Below are 26,114 nucleotides of genomic sequence, written 5' to 3'. Positions count from 1 at the left end.
CTAGTCAAAAAAAATCCGGCTTTCAATCAAGCCGGATTTTTTTTTTAATTTTTCCCAATAAAGGACCTGAGCATCCAGTTGTTTTTCTCTTTAAACTGCATGAATTTATTAATCAGATCATTTGTTCCATCATCTCCTGCATCAGCAGTTGTAGACATAATTTCACGTTCCATTTCTATGAGCGTTGAAAAATCATCCATTATCGATAATACCATATCAGTATCTTTCATCCCTACTGTATTAATTTCTTTAATCTGAGAAACTTTTAAATATTCAGAAAATGTACTGTGCGGTGGTTTTCCTAGGGTCAATATCCTTTCAGCCAGTTCGTCAATAGTTATTTGAGCATTCACGTATAATTCTTCAAACTTAACGTGTAAAGTAAAAAAATGCGATCCTTTAACGTTCCAGTGGCAACCCCTTAATTTCTGATAATGTACATGATAATTTGCCAATAAATCATTTAACTGATCTACAATAGGCTTTACTTGTTTCTCTTCCAGACTTATTTCCTTGGCATTCATAATTTTATTTTTTATTAAGTATGTATTTAATTATCCTCAATTCTAATTGGCATTATAAGCAATTTACAAGCCAGTGCAATTACCACCCTGACTCTATCTATTAAATTTAGTTGCTCATATATAACAAACCTGAAGTTTTTCGTTTAGCATACAGCATAACCAGTACTTGTTCAGCTAAAGAAACAAATTCAAAAATTGTTTCATTTTTTGTATAATTGCACACAAAAAAAAAATCATGCAGATACGACTATCATTCTCTATTTGCTTTCTATTATTTTCTGTTTATTCCACTGCATCAACCTTAGATTCTATCGGAACTGAAAATTTAAACGGTAAAAAATTAATCGTTCATAAAGTAGAAAGCAAAGAAAGTTATTATTCAATATCACGCAAATACAGCGTTAGTCCTCAATCAGTTATCCAATACAATAACAATAAATCATTGCAGATTGGATTAGAAATCAAAGTTCCAACAGATAGAATTTATAGAACTGAAAAACCCGGAAATCTAAATTCTAATTCGAAGGTCCAGGATGATTCAAAAGTAGCGCTGGTTGATTATAAAGTTGGAACAAAGGAAACTTTATATGCCATCTCAAGAAAATTCAATACCACAGTTGATGAAATAAAGGCTCTTAACAAATTGACCGGCAACACGCTTGCAGCGGGTCAAATTTTAAAGATCCGTTATGGTAACATCAGCAATCAGGTAACTCCGGCATCTCCAATTATTTTAAATGTTCCGGCTAACATGTCTAACGGACGAAGAAATACTCCTACTCAAATAGATAGTAGCGTGAATGCAGGTGACCGCTTAAAATTGCCACCGGCCAGGTATGGCTTACGCGAGGTTGATGAACATGGAGTTGCCACCTGGATAAACGATGAAAATATAGATGGTAGTAAAATGCTGGCTCTTCACCGTACTGCTCCAATCGGAACGGTTGTGAAAGTGACTAATCCAATGACAACTAAAAGTACGTTTGCAAAAGTTGTTGGCAAATTCACTGAAAACGAATCTACTAAAGATGTGATCATTGTAATTACAAAAGCTGCTGCCGATATGGTTGGAGCATTAGACAAGCGGTTTCAGGTTAATATTGTTTACGGTGTTCCTAATGAATAAAAAGCCATTTGTAATAGGCATTGCCGGAGGCAGCGGTTCCGGAAAAACTTTCTTTTTAAACTGTTTTCTAAATCATTTTAGCTCAGATGACATTTGTCTGGTTTCACAGGATGATTATTACAGAGCAAAGCATCTCCAGGAAATAGACGAGAACGGATGGATCAATTTTGATCTTCCCGAAGGAATAGATGATGAAAAACTTTATTCTGATCTGAGTCAGCTTATATCGGGAGGAACCATTCAGAAAAAGGAATATACTTTTAATGTTTCTGAGGATAAGGCCAGAATGCTTACTATCAAGGCGGCTCCTATCATTATTGTGGAAGGATTATTTATATTTCACTATACCCGCGTGGCTAATCTTTTTGACATGCGGATATTTATGGATGCCGATGAGGAAATCACTTTGAACCGCCGCATTAAGCGTGATGGCGAAGAGCGTGGCTATGATCGGGATATGGTGATGTATCAATGGTTAAACCATGTAATCCCTGCATATAACGCGTATTTACTTCCTTACAAATGCACGGCAGATAAAATCATCATGAACAATACTCATGTTGCCGATGATATAATTAATATTACCCAAGAACTTTCGGAAGAACTAAAACACACCGTTTTAGCTCACTAAAAATTGAGTTTTCTTTCAAAAAATCCCCTTATGGGGATTTTTTTTTATTTGCTACACATCCATTTCCGGTATCTCTCCTTCAATAATTAGCTTTCCGGCGGTCACCGATTTAATATAATCAACAGATACACCCGGTGCCCTTTCCAAAAGGCGGAAACCACCTTCTGGCAAAATATCCAGCACGGCAAGTTCGGTCACCACTTTTTTAATACACTTAATTCCGGTTAAAGGCAAGGTACATTCAGGTAAAAGCTTGCTTTCTCCGGCTTTATTTACATGCTGCATGGCAACAATAATGTTTTTGGCCGAAGCTACCAGGTCCATAGCTCCGCCCATTCCTTTAACCATTTTTCCGGGTATTTTCCAGTTTGCAATATCTCCGTTCTCAGATACTTCCATTGCACCCAAAATGGTAAGATCCACCTTTTGTGACCGGATCATTCCGAAACTCATTGCAGAATCGAAAATTGCGGAACCGGGTAAAGTTGTAATGGTCTGTTTTCCGGCATTAATCAAATCCGGATCCTCCTCTCCTTCAAAAGGAAAAGGTCCCATTCCCAGTAAACCGTTCTCAGATTGCAATACTACATTAATACCCTCGGGGATATAATTAGCCACTAACGTTGGAATTCCAATTCCGAGATTGACATAATACCCGTCTTTTATTTCTTTAGCGATACGTTTCGCGATACCGTTTTTATCTAACATTTGTTATGATTTCTAATTAATTTAATGGACAAATTAGCTGCTTCTGACTTGTGAATTGTCAAATCATCAACCTCTAAGTTTACCTGGTCCTCACCGTTCTTTGCTCAATTCTCTTTTCATAGTTTTCACCCTGAAAAATACGGTGAACATAAATTCCGGGAGTATGAATCTGATCTGGATCCAGCTGACCGGGTTCCACTAATTCTTCTACCTCTGCAATGGTAATTTTGCCTGCCATAGCCATAACCGGATTAAAATTGCGGGCAGTTGAACGAAAAATTAAATTCCCCGATGTGTCTCCCTTCCATGCTTTTACAATTGCAAAATCAGCATCAAAAGCCATTTCCATGAGATAATCTTTTCCATTAAAATTCCTTATTTCTTTTCCCTCGGCAACCTCTGTACCTACTCCGGCCGGAGTAAAAATTGCAGGCATGCCGTAGCCAGCAGCCATGCAACGCGTAGCTAAGGTTCCCTGTGGAATAAGCTCCACCTCGAGCTCGCCGCTTAATAACTGGCGTTCAAATTCTGCATTTTCACCAACATAAGATGAAATCATTTTCTTCACCTGCCTTTTCTGAAGCATCAGGCCGATACCAAAATCATCGACACCTGCATTATTTGATATGCAGGTTAAATTATTTACGCCCTTTTTCACAAGTGCATTAATACTGTTTTCGGGAATCCCGCAAAGGCCAAAACCTCCCAACATGAGGGTCATGCCGTTTTCAATATCTTTAATTGCCTCATCGGCATTGGATACTACTTTATTAATCATATACAAAGATTTGAAGCGAATTTAACAAATACCTTAGCATTAGAAACGGATATGAATAAAATTTAAATCAATCTTTTAAGGAAGAATTAAATTTGTTCATAATCGAGAAACATCCTTAATTTAATTAGTTTTTTTTGCTGATGACCAGTATTTTATCATTTGAACCGTTACTTGTGGAAACATATACCTTACCGTCAGGCGCTATACAAACATCTCTTAAGCGGCCATAAGTACCCCGAAAAATTTCCGTCATACTTTCCACACTGCTACCCGCAGCGTTCATTTTTAATTGGTAAAGGGTATTATCCTTCAGGGTAGTCATCAATACAGAATTTTTAAATTGAGGAATATAGTCCTGGGTATAAAAATCTATTCCGCTGACAGCAATAGTTGGAGTCCATGATTTCAGAGGCTCAACCACTTGATTTGCCTGACAAAAATCTTTCTCTGCATTCTCATTGCAAAAACCCTCTACATTGGGCCAGCCATAATTCTTCCCTTTGCTGATAATATTTATCTCATCATCAGCATTAGGGCCATGTTCAGAGCTATACAATACATTGTTTCCAAAAACCAAACCCTGAGCATTCCGATGACCAAGGCTCCAGACCGGACTTCCCGGAAATGGGTTATCAGCGGGTATTGATCCGTCCAGATTCAGGCGAAGAATTTTGCCATTCACAGAATTCATATTCTGAGCCAAAGGCTTATCGCCGGCATCGCCTGTAGATATAAATAGCTTATTGTCATTGGAAATCAGCAAACGGCAACCGTTATGAAAAGTATTCGCTTCAATATTATCTATCAGTATAGAAGGATTAATTAAGGAAGTTCCGTTATATCTATACTTTACTACTTTTTCTGTATAAACACCTCCTTTGAGATAATTATAGGCTAAAAACACTTCGGGAGTGTTGACAAAGTCAGGATGAAGGGCCATTCCCAATAATCCGCCTTCGCCCCTTGAAACTACCTCCGTTAAATTAGCAACAAGATTTACACTTCCGGTTACAGGGTCAATCCAGCTAACCTTTCCGCCTCTTTCGGTCATCCAAATTTTGTTGTCAGATCCATAGACAAGCTCCCATGGATGAGAAAGGTTTTCGGTTAATACATTGATGTCTATTTCAGCATCAGAAACTGGCGGACGGTCTTGATTCTTTGTATTTTTACAACTAGCTAATATAAGAAAGGATGCAAATACAGTAAATATGATAAAAAATGATCTCATGGCTGTTGGATTAGTATCTGAATAATAACTCATCAACAGAATAAAAGTTCATTTCACACACGTTTATACATTTGAAATGCTATTCAGATTTTTCAATAACCCATATGTTAAATCAGTTCAGGTAAACATACGTAATTCCGTCTCCGCCCCGATCGGCATGCTCGTCTTCCATCCGGTTGACTTGAGAATATTTACTAAGGTATTGTCTGATCAGTTTTCTCAGGATTCCATCCCCTTTACCATGAATAATTTTCAAACTCGGAAGCCCCATCATAATTGCTTTATCCAGGTACCTTTCAATTTCATAAAGTGCTTCTTCACCCCTTTTTCCACGCAGATCAAGCTCGGGGCTAAACTGAGAAATGCTCTCGGTAAGATTTGAATACGATGTTTTTCGGATTTCTTTTGGAACAGATTTGTTAGAAATTTTTTCAACCCGCTTCAGCTTAACTACCGATCGCAAATCTCCCATAGCCAAAATCACATTATCTTTAGCCACATCAATTACCTGCCCCATAGTTTCAGAATCGATGAGTTTTACCCAATCTCCCGCTTTGATTTCTACTGATATTGCGGCAGGTTTAATTACCTTTTCTTTAACCTCATTCTTTTTCAGCTCTTGCTGAAGATTATGCCGCAGCCCCTGGGTTTTTTCTTTATCCGCATTGCTTCCTCTAATTTCTGCAATGGTATTCTCTATCAATTTATTGGCTCCTTTAATGATATTTTGAGCTTCTATTTTTGCATCTTTTAGAATCAGTTTCTTGTTTTCATCCAGATACGATTGCAACTTCTGATTTTCTTCAAGCAGATTATTCACCTTTGATTCTCTTATATCAATAGCAATTTTATTTTCTAAAAGCTTTCTTTTTTCGCGTTCAAGATCAACCAGAAGAGTATCCACTTTTTTCTGCTGATCGCCAATTTTCGATCGTGCAGATTCTAAAACCTGTGGCGGAAGTCCAATCTTCTGAGCAATTTCAAAAGCATATGAGCTTCCGGGTTTCCCCATCTCCAGAATATATAAAGGCTGCATCAGCTGATTGTTGAAAAGCATGGATGCATTTTCTAAACCGGATGTGGCATTGGCAAAATTCTTTAAATTTGAATAATGCGTAGTGACTACTCCACGCACTTTTTTTGCATTCAAACTTTCCAGAACAGCTTCCGCGATGGGTCCGCCAAATTGAGGATCCGTACCTGTTCCAAACTCGTCTATAACAATTAAAGTCTTTGCATTGGAATTTTCAATGAAATATTTCATTTTAGAAAGATGCGCACTATAGGTACTCAGATCGCTTTCTATTGACTGATCATCTCCAATATCAGCAAAGATCTGTTTGAAAATTCCGCATTTAGAATGTTCATCTGCAGGAATCAGCAAACCTGCCTGAACCATAATCTGAAGCAGTCCAACGGTTTTCATACAGACAGATTTGCCGCCGGCATTCGGACCCGAAACAACAATAACCCGCTGATGCTCGTCAATCTGAATATTTAATGGAACAACTGTATGCTTTTCCTTTTTAAAATTCAGCAGAAGTAAAGGATGACTGGCGTTGATCAGGCTGAGTTCGGAATGAGTGCTTAATTGAGGCATATTCCCGTCAATTTCAATTGCAAACAACGCTTTGGCCCTTACAAAATCAAGTTTGGTAAGTAAGCCATGATAAGAAAGCAGCAGGGGAACAAAAGGCCGCAAGTCATCCGTCAATCTTTGCAATATTTTTATGATCTCCCGGCGCCTGTCAAATTCAAGATCGCGGATAGAATTATTAAGCTGAAATACTTCTTCAGGCTCAAGATAAACCGTTTGACCTGAGGCAGATTCATCGTGTACAAATCCTTTAATTTTACGTTTATTTTCTGCTAACAGCGGAATACATAATCTGCCGTCGCGAACCGTTAAATTTCCATCTGCGGTAAATCCGCTGTTTTGAGCAGACCGAAAAATCTGATCAATTTTATTTCGTGCTTCTTTCTCTGCTTTTGCCAGGCTGTGGGTAATTTCTGCAAGTTCTTTAGAAGCATTCGGCTTAATCTTTCCTTTGGGATCTATTATGAATTCAATTTTGCTGATTATAGATTTCTCAACCGGCAAATGTTCAAAAAGAGCTTCCAGATTTGGATATTGACCCTGGCGCTCATTAAAATAATGAATGACTGAAAAAACTGTATTTAAAGATAGCAGCACCTGAAAAAACTCGTCTTCACTTAAATAAGTTCCTTCAATTCGTGCTTTATCAGCGAGTTTCTTAATATCAAAAAAAGTACTTATAGGAAGCGGAGAATCATTCTCTATGATATTTTTAAATTCCTGAGTTTGCCTTAAAAATTTGTTAATATGATCAAAGTTTGTAAGCATCTGGATCTTATCAACCATTTGCTCCCCCATGGGGCTAAGACAATAATTTTTTATAAGCTGCTTTATTTCAAGAAATCCTAATTTTTCTGAAGCATTACTGGGGTATATCATTTTTTTTCTTTAGAAACTTTGCCTGTTCCTTTTCTTTTTTATTCAGATTAGTTATAACCTGGCTGTACATGCTATCTAAAACTTTGGGCTGTTTGCTGTAATATTCCAGACTTTTATCAAAATCGCGACGGGAAATTTTATGCTTTTTGTAAATCGCATCATAATACCTTAAAGACTGCTGCTTTAATACAGAATCATTATAAGGAATCATTGAAATATAGGCATCCATTAAATGAACATCTGTTAAAACAGTAACCATCTTTTTGTTTTCCATTATTCCTTTTGGCGCTTTTTGCTGATCACAGGCAGACAGCAAAACCAGTCCGAAAAAAAGTAGTATGAAATGCCTCATAGGTATATAACGAAATATCAAAATAAAATTTTACAAATACCTGTCTGATCATATTACAGACCAATCATTTTCTTATTGTTTTTTATACAGGTATCATGTAGGTTTACCCTCCTATATAAAAATCAAAAATACAGATAAATGAGCATTGCAGCTAACATTTCAGCGATAAAGCAAGAGGCAGAACGTGCAAACGTGAAATTAATAGCTGTTTCAAAAACAAAATCAGCGGAGGAAGTGCTGGAAGCTTACGAAGCCGGTCAGCGTTGTTTTGGCGAAAATCAGGTACAGGAACTGGTTGAAAAGCATGAAAAACTCCCTCAGGATATTGAATGGCACTTAGTTGGGCATCTTCAAACAAATAAAGTAAAACTTATTGCACCATTTATAAAATTGATCCACTCTGTAGATAGTCTTAAACTTTTACAGGAGATTAATAAACAAGCTCTAAAAAACAAAAGGGTAATAGATTGCCTTCTTCAAATTTACATTGCCGATGAAGACACTAAATTTGGACTTGGTTTTGATGAAGCTATAGAGTTGTTGAGATCTGAGGAGTTTGCTGAACTTAACAATATCCGAATTACTGGGGTAATGGGAATTGCTACCAATACAGAAAATCCCAAACTATTACAGGAAGAATTTTACGAATTAAAAACATTGTTTAAAGGATTAAAAGAGACCTTTTTCAGAAAAGAAGATTCTTTCAAAGAAATTTCGATGGGAATGTCGTCGGATTACAAAATTGCGATAGAGCAAGGCAGTACCATGATCCGCGTAGGAAGCACCATATTTGGCGGCAGATAAAGAATTAAATTATGAATATTAGAGTTGCCCGAAAAGAAGATTGCGCCAGACTTATGGAGCTGATTCATGAACTGGCCCTTTTTGAAAAAGCGCCCGAGGAAGTTACCGTTACATTAACCGAATTTGAAGAAGCTGGTTTCGGAACCAAGCCGGTTTGGAAGGCTTTCGTTGCAGAAGAAGATAGTTTTATACATGGCTTCGGGCTGTATTACATTCGGTATTCAACCTGGAAAGGCTGCAGATTATATTTAGAAGATCTTCTGATTACCGAGAAATCACGAGGCAAGGGAATAGGAAAACTTATATTCGACACATTGATTAATGAGGCCGTAGATAAAGGATATAATGGAATGACCTGGCAGGTGCTTGACTGGAATGAACCGGCTATTAATTTTTACAAAAAGTACAATTCAAATATTGAAACGGGCTGGTTGAATGCCTCCCTTTCCAAAGAACAGATTAATTTATTAAAGAGTGATCCAGGTTTATAAATTCGGCGGTGCGTCTGTAAAAGATGCTGAAGGTGTTAAAAATCTTGCAAAAGTTGTTTCGCTGAATACACAGAGTTCCCTCCTGATTGTGATCTCTGCGATGGGAAAAACCACGAATGCACTTGAAAAACTGACATATGCTTACGTAAATCAATCTCACGAAGCACAAAACCTGCTTGATGAAATTAAATCATATCACGATCAAATTTTAACAGATCTGTTTAATGATCCCTCACATCCGGTTTTTGATGAAATCTCAAATTCTTTTATTGAACTTGACTGGATTTTGGAGGAGGAGCCTCATCCCGATTATGATTTTAATTATGATCAGATTGTATCAGTAGGAGAATTGGTCTCCACTAAAATTGTAAGTGCTTATTTAAATTACGCAGGTTTAGACAATCAATGGATTGATGCCCGCGGGTATATACAAACAGATAATACCTACCGCGAGGGTGTGGTGGACTGGAACAAAACAACCAGTATTATTCAACAGAATCTCCCTCAGATATTAGCCAAAAAAACAATTGTTACCCAGGGTTTTATTGGAGGAACATCAGAGAATTTTACAACCACTTTAGGCAGAGAAGGATCTGATTACAGTGCGGCCATATTTGCTTCTGCACTTAAAGCGGAATCAGTAACTATTTGGAAAGACGTACCCGGAGTATTAAATGCAGATCCGAAATTATTTAATGAAACTATAAAATTCAGCCAGCTGCCGTATACTGAAGCCATGGAAATGAGTTATTATGGAGCTACGGTAATACATCCTAAAACAATCAGGCCTTTATTTCAGGCTAATATCCCTTTATTTGTAAAGCCGTTTTTAAACCCCGAAGAATCCGGAACGATTATCAACAATGATCCTTTCATTTCGGCTGATCAGCAGGCCATAATTGTTAAAAAAAATCAGGTGCTGACTTCATTTTTCACACGTGATTTTTCATTTATTTCAGAAGAGCATTTATCTGCTATTTTTGCTGTTTTTGCTTCAAAGCACATTAAAATAAATATGATGCAGATTTCTGCACTAAGTTTCTCTGTGTGTTTTGACTACGATCAAAAGAAATTTGAACAGTTATTAAAACTGCTGAATACTACTTTCAGAATTAAATATAATGCAGATCTGGAGCTTTATACAATAAGGTATTTTAGACACGAAACAATTGATTTATTAAGTAAAGGGCGGATAATTTTAATGGAACAATTAAGCAGAAATACTGCTCAGTTCGTACTCAAATAATCATTGAACAAGTCAATTCTAAAAACCGGTCCTCAAAAATTCATCTCAGAAAATCTGGGTACAGAAATTAGCAGGATACTTTTTGGCAAATCAGCTTTTGAAGATGTAAGTACAAAAGAGCTGGCAGAACAAATAGAAAGTAAAAAACGAACTGAGAAAAAGCTTCCCTTATGGTTCAACACTCGGGGAATTTATTTTCCGCAGAAATTATCCATTGAACAGGCATCTTCAGAAATAACTGCAAAATACAAGGCTGATTTAATACGGGGCAGCAAAGTTGCAGATCTTACCGGCGGATTTGGAATAGATAGTTACTATTTTTCCAGAAAAGCACAGCAAGTATTTCATTGTGAAATCAATACAGAACTTTCTGCAATTGTCAAACATAATGCTGAAATTCTGGGTGTTGATAATATCACTTTTATTCAGGGTGACGGAATCCAATTTATACATAAAACTGATATAGAATTTGACACTCTTTACATTGATCCTTCTCGCAGGTTAAATTCACAAAAAGTATTTAAGCTGCAGGATTGCGAACCTGATGTCCCCTCAAACCTGGAAAGTTTACTTGCAAAATCTTTACGAATTATCATAAAAACCTCCCCCCTTTTAGATCTTCAATCGGGATTAAAGGAACTAAAAAATGTTAAAGAGATACACATTGTTAGTGTAAAAAATGATTGTAAAGAATTACTTTGGGTAATTGAAAAAGGCTTTTCTGAAGAAGAGCCTGTTATACTTTGCGCCGCCTTAGAAACTGATAATGTTCAGCTTTATAGTTTTAAAATATCTGAAGAAAAATCTTTCAGCATCGGGCATTTTTCAGCTCCTTTAAAATTCATTTATGAGCCGGATGTATGTTTATTAAAAGCAGGATGCTTCAAACTTATTACCCGGGATTTCAATATTTTAAAACTTCATCAGCATACACATTTATACACTTCAGAAGAATTAAACAATACATTTATAGGACGCAAATTCCAACTGAAAAAATCCTGGCCGTATTCTGAATTTATGAAAAAGAATACGGTTAAAACAGCAAATATTATCACCAGAAATTTCCCTCATCAGCCTGCTGATTTAAAGAGGAAGCATAAAATTAAGGATGGCGGAAGTGATTATTTGATCTTTACAACGGGATCAGAAAACCAATTGCTGGTATTGAATTGTGATCGCCTATAATTTAAAATGCACAAAAAAGCTCCGCTGTTGCGGAGCTTTTAAAGGTCTTTATATTAAGGATAACTAAACTTTCTTCACATTCACAGCCTGCATTCCTTTGCGGCCTTCTGCAACTTCAAACTCTACATCGTCATTATCACGCAGGGAATTTACTCCTCCGTCAACGTCCTTAAAATGTACAAATATGTCTTTACCGTCATCTTGTACAATAAAACCATAACCTTTTTGTGTGTTAAACCACTTTACTTTTCCAGTTTTCATAAGTTAGATATTAAAAATATTCATTAAGGTGAAATTCCCAAGTATTAATCACCACTATGTTACCAAAGATATAAGATTATCTTAATAAACAAATATCATAGTATAATTAAGTTATAAACTTATATAATTTACTTATAAGTTAGGCTGCGGAGTCATTCTAAGGTAAGGTTTTATCTCCCTAAAGCCCTTGGGAAATTTTGCAGCAATATCTTCTGTTTTTATGGCCGGGGCCACAACAACTTCTTCCCCCGCTTTCCAATCGGCAGGAGTAGCCACACTATAGTTTGCTGTAAGCTGCAATGAGTCTATAACCCGAAGAATTTCCTGGAAATTTCTTCCTGTTGAAGCCGGATAAGTAATCATTAATTTAACTTTTTTATCCGGATCAATAATGAATAAAGACCGAACGGTAAAAGTCTCCGAAGCGTTGGGATGGATCATATCATAAGCCATAGAAACCTCACGACTTTCATCGGCTATAATTGGAAAATTAACCTCTACATCCTGAGTTTCATTTATATCTTTTATCCAGCCTTTATGTGATTCTACAGAATCAACACTTAGTGCAATGACTTTTACATTACGTTTTTCAAATTCCTGTTTCAGAGAAGCAGTCTTTCCTAATTCGGTAGTACATACCGGGGTATAATCAGCGGGGTGTGAAAATAAAACTACCCAGCTATCACCAACGTAGTCGTAGAAATTAATTTCACCTTCGGATGTTTTAGCGGTAAAATTTGGAGCGGTATCACCTAATCTTAAACTCATAATAATAGATATTAATTAAAAAATTGATTATTCCAATTTAAATAATTTGAATTCACCCGACAAATAAATATCAAAGAAAAAGCCTGCTTTTTAGGAGCAGGCTTTCAGCATGAGTTGTATACTTTTATTTGAATTTTTCTTGAAGATCACGAATGGGCCGTGGCATTTTAGATGGGCGGTTCTCAATTTCGATCTTACGAATATTCGAATGAATTTCTTTATTGATGCCATCCAACTGAAACTCATTCATAGAACTGCCAGACATAATTCGTTTAGCGGTAATTGCTGTAAATGCTCCTGAATTGATATAATTTAATGCCTCTTTTAAACTCGCTTCATTGATATCTCCAAAATCTTTTGATACATCATCAACCGTAACTTTATCAACTGGGAATCCGGTGTAATAATCTGCAGACCCAACGCTATTTACTGTTTTAAATGAAACCGGATAAATATTATAATCAAATACAGGTATTGGGAAAAACCCTACAGGCTTACCAAATGTTTTTTCACCAATCAGTTTTACATCCATTACCGGCCTCAGATTATTAATTAATAATTCACTTGCCGAGGCTGAAGCCGAAGTAACTATAAATACAATTTTACTCAGATTTAATGTACTGGCTTTATTAAAATATGTTGTTTCGTTCCAGCTTGAATATTTTTGATTGAAAATATATTTATACATCACATTCTGGCCCCTGCCCACACTTTGCGGTGCCAGCATATTAGCCAACGTATCCTGAGTAGATACAAAACCACCTCGGTTATAACGCAGGTCGACGATCATTTCATTTACTCCGTTTGACTGAAAATAATCGATTGCTGTAGTTAGTTCATATACCGATGAAATTCCTGAAAACTGATTAAATACCAGGTAGCCTATTTTTTTAGAACCAAAGGTATATACGTTTTTAAATAACACCGTATTTAAAGGATACATTCCTTTATCAATAGTTATCATTGTTGTGGTTCCGTCTGGTTTTTGAAAAGTAAAAGATGCAGACTGAGCTGTTCCAAAAAATACATCATTCAAGTAATCCACATCTGTTTGCTTGGAGGCGTCAAGTGCTCTTCCATTTAAAGCCAGTATTTTCCAACCCCTCTTTACACCCTTATTTCCTGCAGGCGAGCTTTGATAAACATAGTTTACTCGAAGATCTGTTGAGCTACTGAAAAATTTAACCAGAAATCCAAAATCTGTATCCAGACCCTGGTTTGAATTATCTGTATCCGTTTTTTTCTCTACAAAACTAAAACGATCCAGTGGCTGGTAACTGCGCACTTTTGTCATTACAGCAAAAATATCAGCTGAGTTTCTCGGTCTGAAGTCTTCAATAGATGGCAATACTTCTGACCACAGATATATATCTTTTGTATATAGGTATGCTGAGTCGCGAATATCTACCTGAGGTACATAAACTGTATCGTCAACGCCATTTATAACTGGATCTTTTTGACAGGATGTCAGAAAAGCAGATGATAATAAAAAGAAGACTTTCAATAGTTTGTAGCCCGAAATCTGAGAGATGTTAATCATGTATAAATTATATGATAATGTTAACCAAAACGTTTAATTGATTGTTTTATTTTTTACATAAAAGTAGAAGAAGGAATATAATCAACACCACATGATAAAGCAAATTCTTCGTCAACTGCAGAATTTCCTATAATCGTAATTTCCTTCCTGATTAATTGATGCTGATTAAGTACAATATCAAATACGTTTGTTTCTGGCTTTAAGTTTGTTTCCTGGGCAAAATAAACTTTCAAATATTTCTCAAGCCCGTTCCATTCTGTCTGTCGAATCTTATTTAACTGTACTTCAGTATCACCATTAGTAATTAAGAAGATTTGCTTTCTATCAATAACCAATTCCTGCAAAAGCGTAAGCATTTGATTATATAAAAGCAATTTTAAAGGCAGTCGGGCTGTATAATGCAATTTTCTGAAATTTTCACGATATTTTTCATCCAGATTAAAGGCTTCTTTAGCCCGGTCGAATATATTTTCTGAGCCATGATGTTCGTAAGCAGTTTTAAAAAAGTCAGTCAGTTCTTTACCTGTAGGCACAGTTTCTGTAAACTCAATAAAATTGGAGAATAAATAATAAACCTGCAGAAGATAATCCCTTTCGGGAATAAGTACATTATCCAGCTCAAAAACATAAGCTTTCTTATTGGGCTCCAGATCGGTGTATTTAAGCATGATAAATGAAGAATAATTTAATATCCTGCGGATTTTCATCCATATTAAAACAATAGATACCTGTTTCTAATGTATGAGATAAACTTAAATTCTGAGGCAAATTTCCTGCTATTAATTTCCCGTCTTCAATAATTACCAAATCAGCTCCCAGTGCAATTTGCTGAGCTTTTATATTTCTGAGAAAATCAATTCCGGGGACTATAACTTTAATGCCATATTCATCAAATAGAAGTTTTGCTTCTGATAGCGCAACAATCTCATCAAAATATAAAGGATAAATTTTCTCAATATCCAGATCAAGGCAGGCTTTCAAAAGTTCATGGGCATAACTTGCAGAATTTCCCGCAGGAATCTGGATGTGTTTTCGTCCCGAATACTTTAGATGTGAATTGTCAATGTGATCAGCAAAAATTACATCTGAAGCATTAAGCAACCTTTCGAGTTTATAAGCTTCGGCATGCGAAGCTGCGGTAATTAGAACAGGCATTTTAAGGAATAATTAAGCCATCTTTCATATGAACAATCCGATTGGCCATATTAGCCAGGTTTTCATTGTGCGTTACAATCACCAACGTCTGGTTCAATCTGTCGCGAAGATCAACAAAAAGATTGTGCAGGCTTTCTGCATTATTTGAATCTAAATTTCCTGAAGGTTCATCCGCAAGAATTATAGAAGGATTATTGATAAGTGCCCGGGCTACAGCCACACGCTGCTGCTCTCCACCCGATAATTCATTTGGTTTATGTTCTGCCCGGTGAGAAAGCCCCAAAAGCTCTAATAGTTCATGCGCTCTCAGCATTGTTTCTTTTTTACCTTTTTTTGCAATAAATGCAGGTATACAAATATTTTCTAAAGCCGTAAATTCTGGCAGCAGGTGATGAAACTGAAAAATAAATCCAATATGCTCATTTCTAAATGCACTCAATTTTTTTGGAGATAAAGAACTTATAGAAATTCCGTTTATATGAACATTCCCTGCATCCGGAGAATCTAAAGTTCCGATTATATGAAGTAAGGTACTTTTACCGGCGCCTGACGGGCCAACAATTGTTACAATTTCTGCCTTATGAATATCCAGGTCTACCCCTTTTAATATCTCTAATTTTCCGAATGATTTTTTTATTCCTTTGGCCTGAAGCATGGTTGCGAAGATACAAAGTATCGCATAATTGAAAAGCTTTCTGTCTGCTTAACTTTTAACCCGATTTTTTAAATAGAGATAATCCAGAAAGTAAAGCACTTTTAAATTTAAGGTGTTTTGCTGATCACTGTTAAAAACAGAGCGCACATTTCTGAAATAATCTTTCTGAACCTGGTTTTGAAACTCCTGAATGTTGTTTTTATAAACTACAAAGAAGTCGCTTCCGGGAGCAAATCTCCATCGGTAAACCAAATCTGCGTTGAAGAAATTTGCATTCTGATCATTTTGCCTGTTATAACCAATGGTATTGGGAGCCAAATATCCCTCATCAGTAAGCAATTTATATTCGTAATTTTTTACACGACTCCAATAATATCTTCCCTGAACAGAAAGCGACATATTTGGACTAAAACTATAGGCACTTTCCAGTTCGGTGATATCGGTTTTCACAAAACGCTCTGCGAAAACGATGTCTGATCCCTCAATATCTGCAAATCCCTGTTGCCTGTCTTGTTCATAATGATGGGTAAATATCATGCTGAATTTATCAGAAAAGCGGTAACGAGGTTCTATCTTAATAAATTTATAAGGCCTGCGGATGGCAAAATTATCATAAATACCTGTGCTGATATCGATAGCAAAACGCTTGCGGTAATCCGTTGAAATAAGTCCATTAAACCCCATATAACCCAGCCGTTTAAAAACCCTGCCCGGAATTCTCGCTTCAAAAAAATCATTTCCGTTGGCGTGAGCATTCACTTTTAATTGAGCAAACAGAAAGTTTTTAAAAACAGCATTTGAAGAAATACTTACGCCGGCATCCTGATACTGTCTTGTTTTGTAGGTGCTGGAGTAAAGAAAGTTAATATCAGAGTTAGTCCTCAGAAATACACCCCTTGGTTTTACGGTGCGATAAATAAACTTTGCAGAGTTGCTAAACTCATCAGGAGCCTTTAAAATACCCAGATCATTTGGATTAAATTGATCACTTTCTACAGTTTGAAGCAGATTGAATTGAAAATTACCGTTAATTTTTCCGTACTGCAGCGTGTATTTAAATCCATCCTGCACATTTGTTTCAAATATTTTTTGACTTAGGGCAGCAAATCCTCGAAGTGCATAGGTATTCGCACGGTTTCCTAATACAAAACCTAAACCGGTAACATTTGCATTATTCCTGCTAATATCATCGCGGGTTACATTTGTATTGATAAAACTAACTGATGAATTGTTATCAAAAGTTTGATTTAAAGCCAGGATATTGTAATTGGCAAAAGGCTCTGTAACAATAACAGAATCAGCACCTGAGCTGGTTTTAATATGAGCCTCCGTTCGGGCAGTAATTGCGTTTAATATCCCTAATCCTAAGCCGGATGGAGTGCGTCCTGAAATTTTTGCAGCATTCAGTAACCGAACCTGTGCCGGGTTATCAGTAACATCAACTCCTGATGCTGCCAATGATTGAATGCGATTAAAACCGGCTGGTGTTTTTCCAATTCTTCGCGGATAAAAAAGTGCGCCCTGATTAAATAGATCGATACCTTCTTTAAAAAACTCACGATTTTCATCAAACTGTACTTCATAAGGACTCAGATTTAAAACTTTTGGATCAGAAGCGATCTGGCCGAAATCAGGAACCAGAGTCATATCTAAGGTAAAGCTTTCATTAATGCCATATTTTAAATCAGCACCCGCACTATAAGATGAAGAGTAATTGTTCAGGCCGGATTTATTTATGGGATAATGACTTACGGTGGTTCCCAGATATGGAGTTAAAAACAAACGCAATGGAGGATTTACATGAGATATGCCCTGCAAAGAGCCGAAATAGGGTACAATATTTTGAGCCGTTGCCGGAGTTTGTGACCACAAATCTTCTTCGCGTAAGCGCCTGATATCCCGCCTAAAATTTACTCCCCATAGCTGTATATCCTTTTTAGGAAATCTTAATGCTGAAAATGGAATTTTCATTTCTACGAACCAGCCTTTGTCGGTTATTTTAACGGCACTTTCCCAAACTACATCAAAATTTGAAGCTGAATTAGCTGCAATATTGGATCCTATCCGGTCGTCAATTTGTACACCTGCGGCTGTAACGCCAAAAATAAAGGCATTCTGCTGATCCGAAAAAGTATCAAATGAAACCAAAAATTGATCGGCATTTCCCGAATCGTCTCTTTGAGTTAATTGTTTTAAAATACTGTCGGGATGTGTATCATAAAGAAATGCAGCAATATATATCGCCGAATGGTCATAGCCTATTTTGATTTCTGAATTTTGAGATGGTTCTGCATCATTACGTGGCGAATATTGCCTGAAATCTTTGGCAGGTTCTATATTTTCCCACACCTCATTTTCCAATATTCCATCAATGCGTGGCTGAATTACTAAACGTACCGCATTTACTTTTTTAGAAATCGGTTGAGCCTGAGATTGGAAATTGAAAAGTAAGAAGATAAACAATACGTAAAGTTGCTTCATAAATTATTTTGAGCCACAATGTTAAAGAGAAGCATTTACATAAATTGGATGGAAACGAAAGTTTTACATGTTTTAATTCCTGTCCTTATAATTTCCATAATATAAGTTTTGGAAACAAAAGCAAAATGGTAGTTTTACCGCAAATTACAAGCAAAATGAATATTCACGAATATCAAGGCAAAGCTATATTAAAAAGCTTCGGCGTACGCGTTCAGGAAGGCATGGTTGCCGATACTCCAGACCAGGCAGTTGAAGCTGCAAAACAGCTTAAACAAGATTATAATTCTGACTGGGTAGTTATAAAAGCACAAATTCATGCAGGTGGCCGTGGTAAAGGTGGCGGCGTGAAGCTGGCTAAAAATCTTGATGAAGTAAGAGAAAGAGCAGAACAAATTATTGGAATGCAGCTCATTACTCCACAAACAAGTAAAGAAGGTAAAAAAGTAAGTAAAATTCTGGTTGCCCAGGATGTTTATTATCCCGGCGAAAGTGAAACGAAAGAGTTTTATGTAAGTGTATTACTTGACCGTGCACGCGGCCGTAATATTATCATGTACTCTACACAAGGCGGAATGGATATCGAAGAAGTTGCGGAGCACACTCCTCATCTTATATTCAAAGAAGAAATAGATCCTAAAGTAGGTTTACAAGGTTTTCAGACTCGCAAAATAGCTTTTAATCTTGGCCTTAGCGGCGATGCGTTTAAGGACATGACCAAATTCATAGCTGCTCTTTACAAAGCTTATGAAGCTACCGATTCATCCATGTTTGAGATCAATCCGGTATTAAAAACTTCAGACAATAAAATTTTAGCTGTAGATGCAAAGGTAAATCTAGATGATAACGGATTATTCCGTCATCCTGATTATGCCGACATGCGGGATACAAGCGAAGAAGATCCAACTGAAGTTGAAGCAAGCAATTCTAACCTCAACTATGTAAAGCTTGACGGAAACGTGGGCTGTATGGTGAACGGAGCAGGATTAGCCATGGCGACTATGGATATTATTAAACTGGCAGGCGGTGAGCCGGCTAACTTCCTTGACGTTGGTGGAACTGCAAACGCAGAAACTGTAAAAGCCGGTTTCAATATCATTCTTCAGGATCCAAATGTTAAAGCAATTCTGATTAATATCTTTGGTGGTATTGTTCGTTGCGATCGTGTTGCACAAGGTGTTATTGATGCTTACCAGGAAATTGGAAATATCCCAGTTCCTATTATTGTTCGGTTACAGGGAACAAATGCGGTAGAAGCTAAAAAACTGATAGATGAATCTGGATTAAAGGTTTTTTCTGCTATTCAGTTAAAAGAAGCAGCAGATCTGGTAACGCAGGTTTTAGAAAATTAATTTGACAAAAGCCCGGTAATTAATTAGCGGGTTTAATTGAAATAAAACATGAAAGGCGCATTAAGCGCCTTTCATGTTTTATTTTTTTCTCTACTTAACTTTCGGTTTTTGTTATGATCTTGGGTAATTCAATACTCGTACCCAGTAGCCTATTAAATTTTTCTATTGCATAACTTGCCAATACAGGTGTATCTTTCTCATCATGCTGATGCAAAAAGAAATATAAAGATTGAAGTCCACGTTCTTTCCAGCTTAAAATCCTCTCAGCCCATTCATCGATCCGGCTATAATCGGTAGGATGCAAACCGTTTCCAACATAACGGATAAAGGCTTGCGGCATTGGCACTTCCATATGAACACAATCCCTCCGACCCGCTGCATCGGTTATTACTGCACCCTTATTTAATTCATGCAGCATATTAAACAAATCGGATCGCACAGATTTATCCGAAAACCATTCCGGATGCCTTACTTCAACAAAAAGCTTAAAATCATCGGGCAGCGCTTCCAAATATGATTTTAGAACGTCAAAATTTTTAGGTCCGAAATTATCGCTCAGCTGAAGAAAACAAGGGCCAAGGGTAATTCCAAATTCAGTTATATTCTCAAGATATTGCGAAGTAAGCTCATCTGCATTTTTCAGCCGCTTTAAATGACTAATACCACGTGTAATTTTTGGAAAAAACCTGAAATCATTTCGCACGTTCTCAGCCTTTTCACGCCAAATTTTAATCTGTTCTTTTTTAGGCATATTATAAAATACTGCATTTAACTCAATACTGTTAAATTGCTTTACATATTCATCAAGGAAATGTGCTTCTTTGGTTTTCTCCGGATATATCAACCCAATCCATTCTTTACGGCCCCATTTTGCACATCCCACATACGCATCAAATGAAACTTGCGTATTCGTTGATTTTAAAACACGGGATGTCAGGTCCGTATCCGGAGGTAAAGTGAAATCAATCTCTTTTATTAATTCAGGTTTAACGTATCCAAAATCCATTTTTTTAATAATTAATAGCAACTAATTACTCTAAATAGCTCTTAAATTGCTTATTGATAATTACTTTATTAAAATTATATTTATACAAGCTTTCTGCCAATAATCATTTCTCACGAATACTCATCTGTTATTAAATACGATGAAGAGATTACTTTTAGTTTTGCTTTTACTGCCTTTAATGCTGGTTGCTCAGCAAAGCAGCAGCTTACAGGAAGAAAACACCCGCTTAAAAAACCGAATCGATTCTCTTGAAAAAAGAATGGATGAAAAGTTTTACACCCGTGTACCTAATACAGATTTCGACAGAACATTACAGGATATGGTTGATAAGCAGGTGGGTAATTACATTTCGGGGAAAATTGCATTAACCAGTACTGTAATCGGTCTGATTTCATTTTTACTGGGATTTCTGGCTAAATATTTTTTTTCAGAAAGTACCCGTAAACAAATTGATAACAGTGTCTCAGACTTAAGCAGAAAAGTTAGAGAAGATAATCTGGAATCAAAAGAAAAACTTGACGTTCTTCTCTCAGAACAAAAGGATTTTATAAACAGCAGCACAAAATTATTCGATGAACGAATAAAAGATATTGGCCTTAGGCTTGATAATTTCAGGTCTATACTGGATAACCAGATCCAGCAGTTTAATTCAACCATAACCAAACGCATTGTTGATTTCGAAGGAACAACTCTTACCCGCATCAAACAATTTGAAGAAATTCTTAATAAAAATACATCAGACCTTTTTACAGCAATTCAAAGCCAGGAAAATTCCCGCAACAGTTTCGAGAAAACCATTACCAGCAGACTGGATACAAAGTTTTCCGAAACCCTTGATTTTTTATGGGCTGATGTGATAAGTGCTATGATTGACCGGGCGGCTGCAAAAAAATATGAAGGCGACGATCTGATTAACAGCTTTGAAAAGCTGTTACAAACCGAATTAAACGTAAGTAAAGGATTAAAAATCCAGATCATTGATACTTTAATGAGGTGCTATTACAGCTCAAATAATGAAAAAGAGAAATATGAAAAAATGGTGCAACTGATTCAGAACTATGAAAATAAATATGATCTTTTGCCCCAAACGTATGTAAATGCAGCCATTGCGCATACCAACATATTTGAGAAATATGGTACTCCGGAACTGAAAGAAACCTCGCTGTCTAATTGTGATAAAGCCATTAAAAAGGAACCAAGTTATGGAGAACCTTATGCTTTAAAACTGGAAATTTTCATGATCGACCTTTTCAGGATGCGGGATGATCAGCACAAATCAGCAGTTAGAAAAGAAATTCAGGATTTTTTATTTCTGATCAACAGTATAGAATCGCCACTTTTAAAAGGTTATTTCCTGGAACGCTTAATCACCGATGGATCTGTACCTTATCTCCAAAAATACATCAAGGCAATAAATGAAGATTATGCCCATGAATTAGCGCCTATTTATGAAAATGTTTTACAAGCTCTTTATGAAAACTATTCCATTGCCACAGACCGTGAGAAGGAATTGATGAAAGATATATTAACGCAGGGATTAAATTCCAACCCCAATATTGACGGGGTATGGGAGGGGGAGACTTATCAGCATTCGGGCGTAGGAATCGATCTAACAGGCACAACAATAACCTTAACGCTGCAGAGCTCCAGTTTTGAATTAGGACTTATGAATACTCATTCAGCCGGTCTGGTTTATTACCTGCCGCATATTCAACCCTATTGTATAAACCTGTTATGGGCTGATGAAAAGTCTAAATTCCAAATTGTCAGGGGAATTTATCAAATACAAAATCCGGATAAGATTTTGCTTTGTATCAGCGATGCTGATCAGCCCCGGCCTGCAGAATTTACCTCGAATGCCGAAAACGGTTATTCCATTCTGCTATTAAATAAGGTCCAGAAAATCGATGATCAGGAAGTGTAAGCTTAAAATTTTAATCAAAAAAAAGGGGAATCAATTGATTCCCCTTTTTTAAACTATTTCGAAGAGATTATTTAACTGATTCAACGATAGCTTTAAATGCTTCCGGATGATTCATTGCTAAATCTGCTAAAACCTTACGGTTTAATAAATTTCCGCTGGCAGTTAATTTTCCCATGAATACAGAATAAGACATTCCATACTGACGAGCACCTGCATTAATACGCTGAATCCATAATCCTCTGAATTCTCTTTTCTTTGCTTTACGGTCACGGTAAGCATATTGCAAACCTTTTTCGACTGTGTTTTTAGCAACGGTGTACACCTTGCTTCTTGATCCCCAATAGCCTTTGGCTAAATTTAAGATCTTTTTTCTTCTTCTTCTTGACGCTACTGCGTTAACCGAACGTGGCATGTTGTTTTCATTTTGATAAACGGTGCCCTTTATGGGAACTTTTAAACCGGTTACCTGGTTAAATTAATTAATTACTTTCCGATACAAAGCATACGCTTTACGTTGCCCATATCAGCATCAGAAACTAAACTGGTCTGACCTAAGCCACGCTTACGTTTGTTACTCATCTTGGTTAAGATGTGACTTTTGTATGCGTTTTTTCTGGCAATTTTACCTGTTCCAGTAAGCTTAAAGCGCTTTTTTGCACTGGAACACGTCTTCATTTTTGGCATAACTATTATTATTTATTTGTCAATTATTCAATGTATTCATCGGTTAAATCAATAAGCAAATGCAAACTGAAATAGTGCCGATGGATTTATTTCTTGCTTGCGCTTTTTGGTGCAACAGTCAGGAACATCCGTTTTCCTTCAAGTTTTGGCAATTGTTCTACTTTACCAACCTCTTCCAATGCCTGAGCAAATTTCAGCAAAAGGATTTCACCCTGTTCTTTATAAACAATAGCACGGCCTTTAAAATGAACGTAAGCTCTCACTTTCTCACCTGCTTCAAGAAAACCGATAGCATGTTTCAACTTAAACTGAAAATCATGTTCATTTGTATTAGGGCCAAAACGGATCTCTTTGATCACGGTTTGCTTTGCATTGGCCTTAATCTCTTTCATTTTCTTTTTCTGCTCGTAAATAAACTTGTTGTAATCAACAATTTTACAAACGGGCGGAACTGCATTTGGAGAAATTTCTACCAAATCAAGATCTTGTTCAACCGCAATGGCTAAAGCTTCCCGGATAGGATAAATACCTGTTTCCACGTTATCACCAGTAAGGCGAACTTCCGGAGCCCTGATCAACTCATTGATCTTATGCTCTGCTTCTTTCTTTTTAAACGGAGGGCGTGGTCCTCTGTTAAAGCCTGGTCTTCCTAATGCCAAATTATATTTTCTTTTTTAAATTGTAATTTCTTTAATCAACTGATTACTAAACTCCTCTGTTGTTATGCTTCCCAAATCTCCCTGACCGTGTTTACGAACTGAAACCAGTCCTTCGTTCATTTCCTTCTCTCCTACAATCAACATATAAGGGATTTTTTTCATTTCCGCATCACGTATTTTGCGTCCGATTTTCTCATCCCTTGAGTCTATCAAGCCGCGAATATCGGAATTATTAAGTGATTCTAAAACTTTTTTAGCATAATCCTCATATTTTTCGGATATAGGCAGAACAATAAATTGCTCGGGTGTTAACCATAAAGGAAATTCACCGGCACAATGTTCTATCAATACAGCAACAAATCTTTCCAATGATCCAAAAGGAGCCCTGTGAATCATTACAGGACGATGTTTTAGATTATCACTTCCGGTATATTCCAATTCGAAACGCTCCGGCAAATTGTAATCAACCTGAATAGTTCCCAGTTGCCATTTTCTTCCCAGCGCATCCTTAACCATAAAATCAAGTTTAGGACCATAGAAAGCAGCTTCACCTAATTCAACAATTGTAGATAATCCTTTTTCGGCGGCAGCCTCAATTATAGCACTTTCGGCAAGGGCCCAATTCTCATCAGAACCAATGTACTTAGTTTTATTTTCAGGATCGCGTAAAGAAACCTGAGCCGTATAATTATCAAAACCCAGTGCTTTAAAAACATATAAAACAAGGTCAATTACCTTTTTAAATTCTTCTTTCACCTGATCTGGGCGACAAAATAAGTGTGCGTCGTCCTGAGTAAATCCGCGAACTCTGGTTAAGCCATGCAGCTCACCACTTTGTTCATATCGATATACAGTACCAAATTCGGCATACCTTACCGGAAGATCTTTATATGAACGGGGTTTGAATTTATATAACTCGCAATGATGAGGACAGTTCATCGGTTTCAGGAAAAACTCCTCTCCTTCCTGCGGTGTCTTTATTGGCTGAAAAGAATCTGCTCCATACTTGTCATAATGTCCGGAAGTAACGTACAAATTTTTATGCCCGATATGCGGAGTAATCACTTGCTCGTATCCGGATTTAACCTGAGCTCTTTGTAAGAAATTAACCAATTTTTCGCGTAAAGCGGTTCCCTTAGGCAACCATAAAGGCAATCCCATACCTACTTTTTCTGAAAAAGTAAATAGTTCCAGTTCCTTGCCCAGCTTTCGGTGATCACGCTTTTTAGCTTCTTCAATCATTTGAAGATATTCCGTCAGCTCACTTTGCTTCGGAAAAGTCACTCCGTAAATTCGCGTTAGCTGTTTACGGCTTTCGTCACCTCTCCAGTAAGCACCGGCAACATTCATAAGCTTAACCGCTTTTATAAAACCGGTATTTGGAATATGTGGCCCGCGGCAAAGGTCTGTAAAGTTACCCTGATTATAAAAGGTTATCGTTCCGTCTTCCAGATCCTTAAGAAGGTCAAGCTTATACTCATCGCCTTTTTCGGTGAAATAATTTATTGCATCGGCTTTAGAAACCTCGGTGCGTTTGTACTCTGATTTAGTTTTAGCAAGCTGCAAAATCTTATCTTCAATCTGTTTAAAATCGTCGGAAGAGAAAACACGGTCACCGAAATCAACATCATAATAAAAACCTGTTTCGATAGCCGGACCGATACCGAATTTCGTACCCGGATATAATGCTTCCAGAGCCTCGGCCATTAAATGCGCTGATGAATGCCAGAATATAGATTTTGCCTCCTGATCATTCCAGGTTAACAATTTCACATTTGCATCCGTTTGAATTGGGCGGCTTGAATCCCAAACTTCTCCGTTTACTTGTGCTCCTAAAACATTGCGGGCGAGTCCTTCAGAAATTGATAAAGCAATCTGATGTGCAGATATTCCTTGTTCATATTGACGGACAGTTCCATCGGGGAGTGTAATATTGATCATCTACAAAATGATTTATAAGTTGTGTGTTAATAAAAAAACGAATCACCTACTACGTGATTTTTAAATTGAGGAGCAAAAATAATATTATTTGCCGAGCAAACCCTGCGCATTTTATTTATTCCATTAAATTATTCAGCAA

Annotated in this window: 26 protein-coding genes; 8 read left to right on the top strand and 18 right to left on the bottom strand. The window is 36.8% G+C overall.

Going from position 1 to position 26,114, the window contains the following annotated elements; translation table 11 throughout:
• Positions 1-44 precede the first annotated feature (44 nt).
• A complete protein-coding gene (locus G521_RS0115870) occupies positions 45-524 on the bottom strand; it encodes a Dps family protein (RefSeq protein WP_026899404.1) in 480 nt (159 codons plus the stop codon).
• Between the two features lie 235 nt (positions 525-759).
• Between G521_RS0115870 and G521_RS0115865 the strand changes: the two genes are divergently transcribed.
• Positions 760-1,650, top strand: a complete 891-nt coding sequence (locus G521_RS0115865) for a LysM peptidoglycan-binding domain-containing protein (protein ID WP_036679501.1) — start codon at positions 760-762, stop codon at positions 1,648-1,650.
• Positions 1,643-2,281 (top strand): uridine kinase family protein, encoded by a 639-nt coding sequence (locus tag G521_RS0115860; protein WP_026899402.1) that lies wholly within the window; start codon positions 1,643-1,645, stop codon positions 2,279-2,281. The genes G521_RS0115865 and G521_RS0115860 overlap by 8 nt, the downstream gene beginning before the upstream one ends.
• A gap of 51 nt (positions 2,282-2,332) precedes the next feature.
• On the opposite strand, the gene G521_RS0115855 is transcribed toward G521_RS0115860, so the two are convergent.
• The 5 genes from G521_RS0115855 to G521_RS0115835 all read right to left on the bottom strand — a co-directional run bounded on the left by G521_RS0115855 (position 2,333) and on the right by G521_RS0115835 (position 7,826).
• Complete coding sequence (locus tag G521_RS0115855; protein WP_026899401.1) at positions 2,333-2,989, bottom strand: CoA transferase subunit B; 657 nt, start codon at positions 2,987-2,989, stop codon at positions 2,333-2,335.
• A 79-nt stretch (positions 2,990-3,068) separates the two neighbouring features.
• Entirely contained in the window at positions 3,069-3,767 is a 699-nt protein-coding gene (locus G521_RS0115850; protein WP_026899400.1) for a CoA transferase subunit A, read from the bottom strand.
• Between the two features lie 124 nt (positions 3,768-3,891).
• A complete protein-coding gene (locus G521_RS0115845; RefSeq protein ID WP_026899399.1) occupies positions 3,892-4,998 on the bottom strand; it encodes a PQQ-dependent sugar dehydrogenase in 1,107 nt (368 codons plus the stop codon).
• Between the two features lie 112 nt (positions 4,999-5,110).
• Positions 5,111-7,474 carry an endonuclease MutS2 gene (locus G521_RS0115840; protein WP_026899398.1) on the bottom strand — a complete coding sequence of 788 codons (2,364 nt, stop codon included), beginning with the start codon at positions 7,472-7,474 and terminating at the stop codon, positions 5,111-5,113.
• Positions 7,458-7,826 carry a DUF4296 domain-containing protein gene (locus G521_RS0115835; RefSeq protein WP_026899397.1) on the bottom strand — a complete coding sequence of 123 codons (369 nt, stop codon included), beginning with the start codon at positions 7,824-7,826 and terminating at the stop codon, positions 7,458-7,460. Before G521_RS0115835 ends, G521_RS0115840 begins: the two co-directional genes overlap by 17 nt.
• Positions 7,827-7,964: 138 nt before the next feature.
• On the opposite strand from G521_RS0115835, the gene G521_RS0115830 reads away from it, so the two are divergent.
• From G521_RS0115830 to G521_RS0115815, 4 genes are read left to right on the top strand one after another with little or no spacing between them, the layout of a single operon-like run.
• Complete coding sequence (locus tag G521_RS0115830) at positions 7,965-8,630, top strand: YggS family pyridoxal phosphate-dependent enzyme (protein WP_026899396.1); 666 nt, start codon at positions 7,965-7,967, stop codon at positions 8,628-8,630.
• Between the two features lie 11 nt (positions 8,631-8,641).
• Positions 8,642-9,121 carry a GNAT family N-acetyltransferase gene (locus tag G521_RS0115825; protein WP_026899395.1) on the top strand — a complete coding sequence of 160 codons (480 nt, stop codon included), beginning with the start codon at positions 8,642-8,644 and terminating at the stop codon, positions 9,119-9,121.
• Positions 9,105-10,367 carry an aspartate kinase gene (locus G521_RS0115820; RefSeq protein WP_309425083.1) on the top strand — a complete coding sequence of 421 codons (1,263 nt, stop codon included), beginning with the start codon at positions 9,105-9,107 and terminating at the stop codon, positions 10,365-10,367. The genes G521_RS0115825 and G521_RS0115820 overlap by 17 nt, the downstream gene beginning before the upstream one ends.
• A 3-nt stretch (positions 10,368-10,370) precedes the next feature.
• Entirely contained in the window at positions 10,371-11,552 is a 1,182-nt protein-coding gene (locus tag G521_RS0115815) for a class I SAM-dependent methyltransferase (RefSeq protein WP_026899393.1), read from the top strand.
• A gap of 63 nt (positions 11,553-11,615) precedes the next feature.
• Here G521_RS0115815 and G521_RS0115810 read toward each other — a convergent pair whose 3' ends face one another.
• The 7 genes from G521_RS0115810 to G521_RS0115780 all read right to left on the bottom strand — a co-directional run bounded on the left by G521_RS0115810 (position 11,616) and on the right by G521_RS0115780 (position 18,412).
• The gene (locus G521_RS0115810) at positions 11,616-11,813 is read right to left on the bottom strand and encodes a cold-shock protein (protein WP_026899392.1); all 198 of its coding nucleotides are present in this window, start codon (positions 11,811-11,813) and stop codon (positions 11,616-11,618) included.
• 132 nt (positions 11,814-11,945) lie between these two features.
• The gene (locus G521_RS0115805; protein ID WP_026899391.1) at positions 11,946-12,581 is read right to left on the bottom strand and encodes a peroxiredoxin; all 636 of its coding nucleotides are present in this window, start codon (positions 12,579-12,581) and stop codon (positions 11,946-11,948) included.
• A 124-nt stretch (positions 12,582-12,705) separates the two neighbouring features.
• A complete protein-coding gene (locus G521_RS17520) occupies positions 12,706-14,121 on the bottom strand; it encodes a S41 family peptidase (RefSeq protein ID WP_051189798.1) in 1,416 nt (471 codons plus the stop codon).
• A gap of 53 nt (positions 14,122-14,174) precedes the next feature.
• Entirely contained in the window at positions 14,175-14,789 is a 615-nt protein-coding gene (locus tag G521_RS0115795; protein WP_026899390.1) for an HAD family hydrolase, read from the bottom strand.
• Positions 14,782-15,276, bottom strand: a complete 495-nt coding sequence (locus tag G521_RS0115790; RefSeq protein ID WP_026899389.1) for an ATP-grasp domain-containing protein — start codon at positions 15,274-15,276, stop codon at positions 14,782-14,784. Before G521_RS0115790 ends, G521_RS0115795 begins: the two co-directional genes overlap by 8 nt.
• Before the next feature lies 1 nt (position 15,277).
• Positions 15,278-15,931: an ABC transporter ATP-binding protein gene (locus tag G521_RS0115785; RefSeq protein ID WP_026899388.1), complete on the bottom strand. Its 654-nt coding sequence runs from the start codon at positions 15,929-15,931 to the stop codon at positions 15,278-15,280.
• A 48-nt stretch (positions 15,932-15,979) separates the two neighbouring features.
• Positions 15,980-18,412 (bottom strand): DUF5916 domain-containing protein, encoded by a 2,433-nt coding sequence (locus G521_RS0115780; protein WP_026899387.1) that lies wholly within the window; start codon positions 18,410-18,412, stop codon positions 15,980-15,982.
• 155 nt (positions 18,413-18,567) lie between these two features.
• Between G521_RS0115780 and sucC the strand changes: the two genes are divergently transcribed.
• Positions 18,568-19,761 carry an ADP-forming succinate--CoA ligase subunit beta gene (gene sucC / locus G521_RS0115775; RefSeq protein WP_026899386.1) on the top strand — a complete coding sequence of 398 codons (1,194 nt, stop codon included), beginning with the start codon at positions 18,568-18,570 and terminating at the stop codon, positions 19,759-19,761.
• A gap of 94 nt (positions 19,762-19,855) precedes the next feature.
• On the opposite strand, the gene G521_RS0115770 is transcribed toward sucC, so the two are convergent.
• Positions 19,856-20,767: a DUF72 domain-containing protein gene (locus G521_RS0115770; protein ID WP_026899385.1), complete on the bottom strand. Its 912-nt coding sequence runs from the start codon at positions 20,765-20,767 to the stop codon at positions 19,856-19,858.
• Positions 20,768-20,906: 139 nt separating this feature from the next.
• Here G521_RS0115770 and G521_RS0115765 point away from each other — a divergent pair, with 139 nt between their 5' ends.
• Positions 20,907-22,691 carry a hypothetical protein gene (locus G521_RS0115765; RefSeq protein ID WP_155975832.1) on the top strand — a complete coding sequence of 595 codons (1,785 nt, stop codon included), beginning with the start codon at positions 20,907-20,909 and terminating at the stop codon, positions 22,689-22,691.
• A 67-nt stretch (positions 22,692-22,758) separates the two neighbouring features.
• On the opposite strand, the gene rplT is transcribed toward G521_RS0115765, so the two are convergent.
• The 4 genes from rplT to thrS all read right to left on the bottom strand — a co-directional run bounded on the left by rplT (position 22,759) and on the right by thrS (position 25,975).
• The gene (rplT, locus tag G521_RS0115760) at positions 22,759-23,103 is read right to left on the bottom strand and encodes a 50S ribosomal protein L20 (protein ID WP_026899383.1); all 345 of its coding nucleotides are present in this window, start codon (positions 23,101-23,103) and stop codon (positions 22,759-22,761) included.
• Positions 23,104-23,174: 71 nt separating this feature from the next.
• A complete protein-coding gene (gene rpmI / locus G521_RS0115755) occupies positions 23,175-23,375 on the bottom strand; it encodes a 50S ribosomal protein L35 (RefSeq protein ID WP_026899382.1) in 201 nt (66 codons plus the stop codon).
• 86 nt (positions 23,376-23,461) lie between these two features.
• Complete coding sequence (gene infC, locus G521_RS17515; RefSeq protein ID WP_026899381.1) at positions 23,462-24,034, bottom strand: translation initiation factor IF-3; 573 nt, start codon at positions 24,032-24,034, stop codon at positions 23,462-23,464.
• A 15-nt stretch (positions 24,035-24,049) separates the two neighbouring features.
• Positions 24,050-25,975 (bottom strand): threonine--tRNA ligase, encoded by a 1,926-nt coding sequence (gene thrS / locus G521_RS0115745; protein WP_026899380.1) that lies wholly within the window; start codon positions 25,973-25,975, stop codon positions 24,050-24,052.
• Positions 25,976-26,114: the final 139 nt, after the last annotated feature.

The organism is Daejeonella oryzae DSM 19973 (genome assembly GCF_000422945.1).
In the GTDB taxonomy this organism is placed as follows: Bacteria; Bacteroidota; Bacteroidia; order Sphingobacteriales; family Sphingobacteriaceae; genus Daejeonella; species Daejeonella oryzae.
The sequence above is the reverse complement of the archived record's forward strand: the minus strand, read 5'-3'. Positions and strand labels throughout refer to the sequence as shown.

Coding starts and splice junctions, on each gene's coding strand:
- G521_RS0115780 (WP_026899387.1), bottom strand. CDS start 18,412: ATGAAGCAACTTTACGTATTGTTTATCTTCTTACTTTTCAATTTCCAA.
- rplT (WP_026899383.1), bottom strand. CDS start 23,103: ATGCCACGTTCGGTTAACGCAGTAGCGTCAAGAAGAAGAAGAAAAAAG.
- rpmI (WP_026899382.1), bottom strand. CDS start 23,375: ATGCCAAAAATGAAGACGTGTTCCAGTGCAAAAAAGCGCTTTAAGCTT.
- G521_RS0115865 (WP_036679501.1), top strand. CDS start 760: ATGCAGATACGACTATCATTCTCTATTTGCTTTCTATTATTTTCTGTT.
- thrS (WP_026899380.1), bottom strand. CDS start 25,975: ATGATCAATATTACACTCCCCGATGGAACTGTCCGTCAATATGAACAA.
- G521_RS0115855 (WP_026899401.1), bottom strand. CDS start 2,989: ATGTTAGATAAAAACGGTATCGCGAAACGTATCGCTAAAGAAATAAAA.
- G521_RS0115840 (WP_026899398.1), bottom strand. CDS start 7,474: ATGATATACCCCAGTAATGCTTCAGAAAAATTAGGATTTCTTGAAATA.
- G521_RS0115870 (WP_026899404.1), bottom strand. CDS start 524: ATGAATGCCAAGGAAATAAGTCTGGAAGAGAAACAAGTAAAGCCTATT.
- G521_RS0115790 (WP_026899389.1), bottom strand. CDS start 15,276: ATGCCTGTTCTAATTACCGCAGCTTCGCATGCCGAAGCTTATAAACTC.
- G521_RS0115830 (WP_026899396.1), top strand. CDS start 7,965: ATGAGCATTGCAGCTAACATTTCAGCGATAAAGCAAGAGGCAGAACGT.
- G521_RS0115825 (WP_026899395.1), top strand. CDS start 8,642: ATGAATATTAGAGTTGCCCGAAAAGAAGATTGCGCCAGACTTATGGAG.
- G521_RS0115850 (WP_026899400.1), bottom strand. CDS start 3,767: ATGATTAATAAAGTAGTATCCAATGCCGATGAGGCAATTAAAGATATT.
- G521_RS0115795 (WP_026899390.1), bottom strand. CDS start 14,789: ATGCTTAAATACACCGATCTGGAGCCCAATAAGAAAGCTTATGTTTTT.
- sucC (WP_026899386.1), top strand. CDS start 18,568: ATGAATATTCACGAATATCAAGGCAAAGCTATATTAAAAAGCTTCGGC.
- G521_RS0115860 (WP_026899402.1), top strand. CDS start 1,643: ATGAATAAAAAGCCATTTGTAATAGGCATTGCCGGAGGCAGCGGTTCC.
- G521_RS0115845 (WP_026899399.1), bottom strand. CDS start 4,998: ATGAGATCATTTTTTATCATATTTACTGTATTTGCATCCTTTCTTATA.
- G521_RS17520 (WP_051189798.1), bottom strand. CDS start 14,121: ATGATTAACATCTCTCAGATTTCGGGCTACAAACTATTGAAAGTCTTC.
- G521_RS0115810 (WP_026899392.1), bottom strand. CDS start 11,813: ATGAAAACTGGAAAAGTAAAGTGGTTTAACACACAAAAAGGTTATGGT.
- G521_RS0115835 (WP_026899397.1), bottom strand. CDS start 7,826: ATGAGGCATTTCATACTACTTTTTTTCGGACTGGTTTTGCTGTCTGCC.
- G521_RS0115785 (WP_026899388.1), bottom strand. CDS start 15,931: ATGCTTCAGGCCAAAGGAATAAAAAAATCATTCGGAAAATTAGAGATA.
- G521_RS0115765 (WP_155975832.1), top strand. CDS start 20,907: ATGAAGAGATTACTTTTAGTTTTGCTTTTACTGCCTTTAATGCTGGTT.
- G521_RS0115805 (WP_026899391.1), bottom strand. CDS start 12,581: ATGAGTTTAAGATTAGGTGATACCGCTCCAAATTTTACCGCTAAAACA.
- G521_RS0115770 (WP_026899385.1), bottom strand. CDS start 20,767: ATGGATTTTGGATACGTTAAACCTGAATTAATAAAAGAGATTGATTTC.